Source organism: Ruegeria sp. SCP11, assembly GCF_040329455.1.
In the GTDB taxonomy this organism is placed as follows: domain Bacteria; phylum Pseudomonadota; class Alphaproteobacteria; order Rhodobacterales; family Rhodobacteraceae; genus Ruegeria; species Ruegeria atlantica_E.
This window is the reverse complement of sequence record NZ_JBDZYG010000037.1, coordinates 1-4950: the sequence shown is the minus strand read 5'-3', so window position 1 is coordinate 4950 and position 4950 is coordinate 1. Positions and strand designations below refer to the sequence as shown.

Here is a 4950-nt window from a genome sequence, read left to right as displayed (position 1 = left end):
CTTTGGGGTCGGTGCAACACTTGTGACATCGGCCAACGTATCTGATGCGGCGGTCTATGCTTTGGTGTCGTCCATCTTCGAGAATTTCGACGATTTTCGCACGTTCCACCCAGCCTTCGCCAACCTGACCAAAGAGGAAATGGTAACGGCTGGTCTCTCAGCGCCCATTCATCCGGGCGCGCTCAAATACTATCAGGAAAAGGGTCTTCTGGAATAAGTCCGGACATTTTCGGCAACTCTCATCCAACAGGCGCCGGGGCCACGCTGATGCAACGCTATTCGCGTGGCCCCGCACAGACAACATCAAGCCCGAATGAGGAATGAGATGGCTTCAAACGCAGTTGAAGCGGGTGAAGCAATTAATAAGGCGTCAAAAAAGTAATTCGAATGCCAATAAGGCTTATTTGAGTATGCAAAACACGATAGAGCAGACCTCCATCTGTCCCCAAAACCTTGGCGGCAGGCATGAGAGCGACACAGCGATTTCTTCTCCGGAGACATCCAAAGTTGACTATTCGATCTCAGCGGGTCTGGCCGATCGGCTTGGAGGGCTTGGGCTGTCCATTGCCTTTTCATCCTATCAGTCGGGGTTCCTTTACATTGTGGGGGTCAAGCCGGGCGGTGGGATCAACATCCATCAGATGGCTTTCCCCCGACCAATGGGCATTCACCGTCATGGGGCGCACGGTTTGTCGCTGGCAGCGGATGACCAAATTCTGCACCTGCAGAACGTGCTGGAACCGCAAGAGCGCGTGAATGATCTGTTCGACGCCGCCTTCATGCCGCGTCAGAGCGAGTTCACCGGGCGGCTGGACTTGCACGACCTTGGCATTGACGCTTCGGGCAGGGCGATCTTCGTCAACACGCGATATAATTGCCTCGCAACACCGGACCCGCGCCACAGCTTTCGTGAGGTCTGGCGGCCCCCGTTCATCTCATCGCTGGTGGATGAGGATCGTTGCCACCTGAACGGGTTGGCGATGAAGGACGGGTACCCCCGATACGTCACAGCCGTCAGCCGTTCGAACACGATCGACGGCTGGCGCGACCGGCGTGCGGATGGGGGCATCGTTATTGACGTCCAGACGGGAGACATCGTTTGCGACAACCTGTCGATGCCGCATTCGCCGCGATGGCATGACGGACGGTTATGGCTGCTGAATTCCGGGCGTGGCGAGCTGGGCACAGTGGAGTTCGACCGGAACGGCAAGGGTCGTTTTGAGCCGCATGTTTTTTGCCCCGGTTTTGCGCGTGGTCTGGCCGTGCACGGTCGTTACGCCTTCGTCGGCCTGTCCAAGCCCCGTTACAAGCGGTTCGAGGGGCTGGAGCTTGAGGCCCGTCTAGCCGAGGCCGACAGCGCGCCATGGTGCGGGCTCCAGATAATAGATCTTGAGACCAAGGCGTGTGTGGACTGGCTACGGATAGATGGCGCGGTGGCTGAGATTTATGACCTCGAGCTACTGCCGGGTCACCTCTGCCCTATGGCTGCAGCCCCCGGCACCCCTGAGGCTGCGACGCTGATCACCCTGCCGAAGCAAACATAGAAAACTCAATAATTTAATCAGTATTGGTACGGACATAATGAGTAAAACAGATAAGAGCACGAGCCTGCCCCACTATCGAGCAATCCGTCTCCGTGGCGGTCGGATGACAAAGTATAAGGGGCATGTGGCAAGTTTCGCTCCAGCATTAGGGCGCATACCGTCGGGCGTTTCTGCGGCGGCACTTGGCGCGACCACACTTCTGCCTACAAGCTCCGCGCTTGCGGGTAGCTGCGTCCCGCAAGTCCCCGGCATTTTTTTATGTTCCGGACCGGCTGATCCGATCAACGACATCAGTGTGACGATCATCAACGGCGCCCCCATATTTGTAGAAACGGCGCTGGGCTTTGGCATTGAGCCTTTCAATTCTGCAAACGCCATTGATCTTTTCAGCAATTCGGGTGTGACCTTTACCGACAACAACGGGTCAACAGTCCTTTCGCGGACCAATGACGCGCTTCGGACTGTCGTTTATGGCGGCGGCGATTTGACGGTGACCACGACAGGCACGCTTAGCGGAGCGCGCAACGGTATCTATGCGCGAAACTACGGTGTGTTTTCGCCGGGGAGCCTCTCGATCACAGCGGCGGATATAAGCGGCGCGTCGGATGATGGGATTTATGCCAGAAACGACCGTGGCACGGACCTTTCAATCACGACGTCCGGGATCGTTACCGGAGGGCGCTCCGGCATTGTTGCCCGACATTCCGGTAGCGGTGCGCTGACAATCTCGACGGCGAGTGTCTCAGGCGGCGCGACAGGTGACGGCATTTACGCGACGAGTTCCGGCGGCGATCTTTCCATCAGCACAACGGACCGGGTGATCGGTGGCAATCGGGGGATTGCTGCCATTAACAATGGCAGCGGGGCCCTGACAATCTCAACCGCGGACGTGACTGGAACCAATAGCTTTGGGATACGGGCGGCAAACTACGGCTCCGGCACCGATCTATCGGTCACGGCATCGGGGACCGTTACGGGCGGTCGTGATGCGATCTCTGCCAGCAACCGCGGAACCGGAAATATGACCATCGATGTCGGGGACGCGATCAGTACAACGGATGGGTACGGGATCAATGCCCGTAACTATGGAGCAGGCGCACTGGTGATCTCTGCGGCGAACGTCACCGGAACCGCCAACAATTCGGGCATCTACGCCGGTAACACAGGCACCGATCTTTCGATCACGACAAGCGGGCTGGTAACAAGCAACTGGCGTGGGATTTCCGCGCGAAACACCGGCACCGGAGATTTGACCGTTTCGACCGCGGACGTGACCTCAACCCGCCTGAACGGGCTGAACCTGGCCAACTATGGCGCGAACCTCTCGGTCACATCCACCGGAACGATCAGTGCGGTCACAAAAGGGATCGACGCACGAAACCAGGGCACCGGCGCACTGACGGTTTCCGTCAACAACGTCACTGGAACGAACGAAGAGGGAATGTACCTTCTTAATGCCGCCTCGGGAACTGACTTGTCGATCACCGCTGCGGGGACAGTCACAGGCGCAACCGGTATTGCAGCCACCAACCGGGGCAGTGGTGCGCTGACGATTTCGACGTCGGACGTCACTGGCACCGTTGGCAATGGTGTGATCGCGCGCAACGAAGGTGGCACAGATCTCTCGGTCAACACGCAGGGTGGCACGGTCACCAGCGGAGATGACGGAATCGTTGCACTTAACGATGGCAGCGGCGCGCTGACGATTTCCTCGGCAGTTGTCACGACGACTGGGCGGAATGGAATATTCGCGTTGAACAGGACGCTTGGCACAGATCTATCAATCGCGAACACAGGGACCGTAACAGGTACGTACACAGGGGTGACTGCAATCAATCAAGGTAGCGGTGCTTTGACGATTGCGACCGGGGGGGCAATCGGCACCAACGGCATAGGAGTTTACGCCAGAAACGAAGGCAATGGAGATCTTACCATCAGCACCTCCGGTGTCGTCAGCGGCGATTTTCGGGGGATTTACGCCCGCAACTTTGGCGATGGCGCGTTGCGGGTAAATGTTGGCGGCACCGTTACGGCGGGGGCGAGTGCAGCGATTGACGTCCGAACAAACTCTGGCGGGTCTAGTGTGATCACTCTTGAAAGCGGTGCGTCGGTCTCGTCCTTGTCTGGCGAGGCGATTGTCGACGGTGATGGCGGCAATAGCCATGTCATTCTGCGGTCGGGATCAGCAATTGCCGGTGAGGTGCTGCTGAGTGATGGTACTGACGCGCTGACGATTGAAGGGGGGGCGAATATCAGCGCGGCAACCCTGTTCGATGGCGGCCTTGGCACGCAGGATACGCTGACCTTTTCGGCCTTCAACGGCAATCTAGATGGCGCTCTGTTCACCAATTGGGAAAACCTGACGGCAGACAATGGAAGTGTCCTGACTCTGGATAGTTCAGCATCAAACATTAATTCTCTCGCGGCAAACAACGGATCGACCATCGCAGCAGGAGAGGCGGACCAGTCTTTGAACAGCAACCTGCGGACCGACGCGACCAGCCGTTTCTTGGCCGGTTTTGGCGGATCGGGGACGGTCAGTGTCGTAGGCGAAGTTAACAACGATGGACTTATCAGTTTGGCGGACGGAAGCGGGGGTGATCGCCTGACCATTGGCGGTGATCTGACGGGGTCCGGCACTGTGGCGCTCGATGTCGATTTTGATGCTGGAACCAACGACCAGTTGATTGTGACAGGCGACAGTTCAGGAGCACAACAAGGCCTGCAGGTTCAGAAATCCGGTACTCTTGCAAATCTCCAGACCTATGCGCTTGCCACAATTTCCGACTCGAGTTCTGCCAACGACTTCCGTCTGGTGAACGGTGATTTTGTGACCAAAGGCGGAGAAGGCGCAATCGTTGGAGGTGCCTATACCTTCCTGCTCGACTACGATCCGGCAACCGGTGAATTCATTCTTTCCCCCTTCGCTGAGAACGGTGGGGTGTACCTGAATCCGAACCGCGCATTCCTTGCGGCCGGCATCCAGCAGTTCAGCGACCATATGGCACTGGATGGGGCGTTGCGTCGACTGATCGGCAGAACTGGTGCGGAAGACGCGAACACAGTCAGCCGATCCCTGAGCGAACTCAGCTCTACAGATCAACCATTGGTCTGGCTGAACGCTGAAGGTGGGCGCGACCGCTATACCTCTGGTGATCGCACGAATGAAACGACCAGCGGCGGCCTGCGTGTCGGCGCCAGCCTGCCCCTTGCCGAGATCGGCGGCGGCGCACTGATCGGTGGGCTTGAGTTCGGTGCAACAACACTGTCGACCGACAGCGAAACGTCATTGGCCGACGGCAAGATCGACACCGACGCCTACGATGTGACGCTGAGCGCGTTGTGGCTGGCCGATAGTCAACTCTATCTGGATGGTCAGTTGCGTTATGCGTTCTTCGACAGCACA

General features: G+C 57.9%; 3 protein-coding genes. All 3 read left to right on the top strand.

The genetic code is table 11. From position 1 onward, the window contains the following. Positions 1-217, top strand: a 217-nt coding sequence (locus tag ABLN94_RS24405; protein WP_352997281.1) for a TAXI family TRAP transporter solute-binding subunit, incomplete at its 5' end; no start/stop codon positions are given. A 193-nt stretch (positions 218-410) separates the two neighbouring features. After that, entirely contained in the window at positions 411-1544 is a 1134-nt protein-coding gene (locus ABLN94_RS24400) for a TIGR03032 family protein (RefSeq protein WP_352997279.1), read from the top strand. A 103-nt stretch (positions 1545-1647) separates the two neighbouring features. After that, on the top strand, positions 1648-4950 hold a 3303-nt coding region (locus tag ABLN94_RS24395), incomplete at its 3' end, for an autotransporter outer membrane beta-barrel domain-containing protein (protein ID WP_352997277.1).

Bases quoted from the DNA above. Each gene is read 5' to 3' on its own strand.
- ABLN94_RS24400 (WP_352997279.1), top strand. From the start codon at position 411: ATGCAAAACACGATAGAGCAGACCTCCATCTGTCCCCAAAACCTTGGC.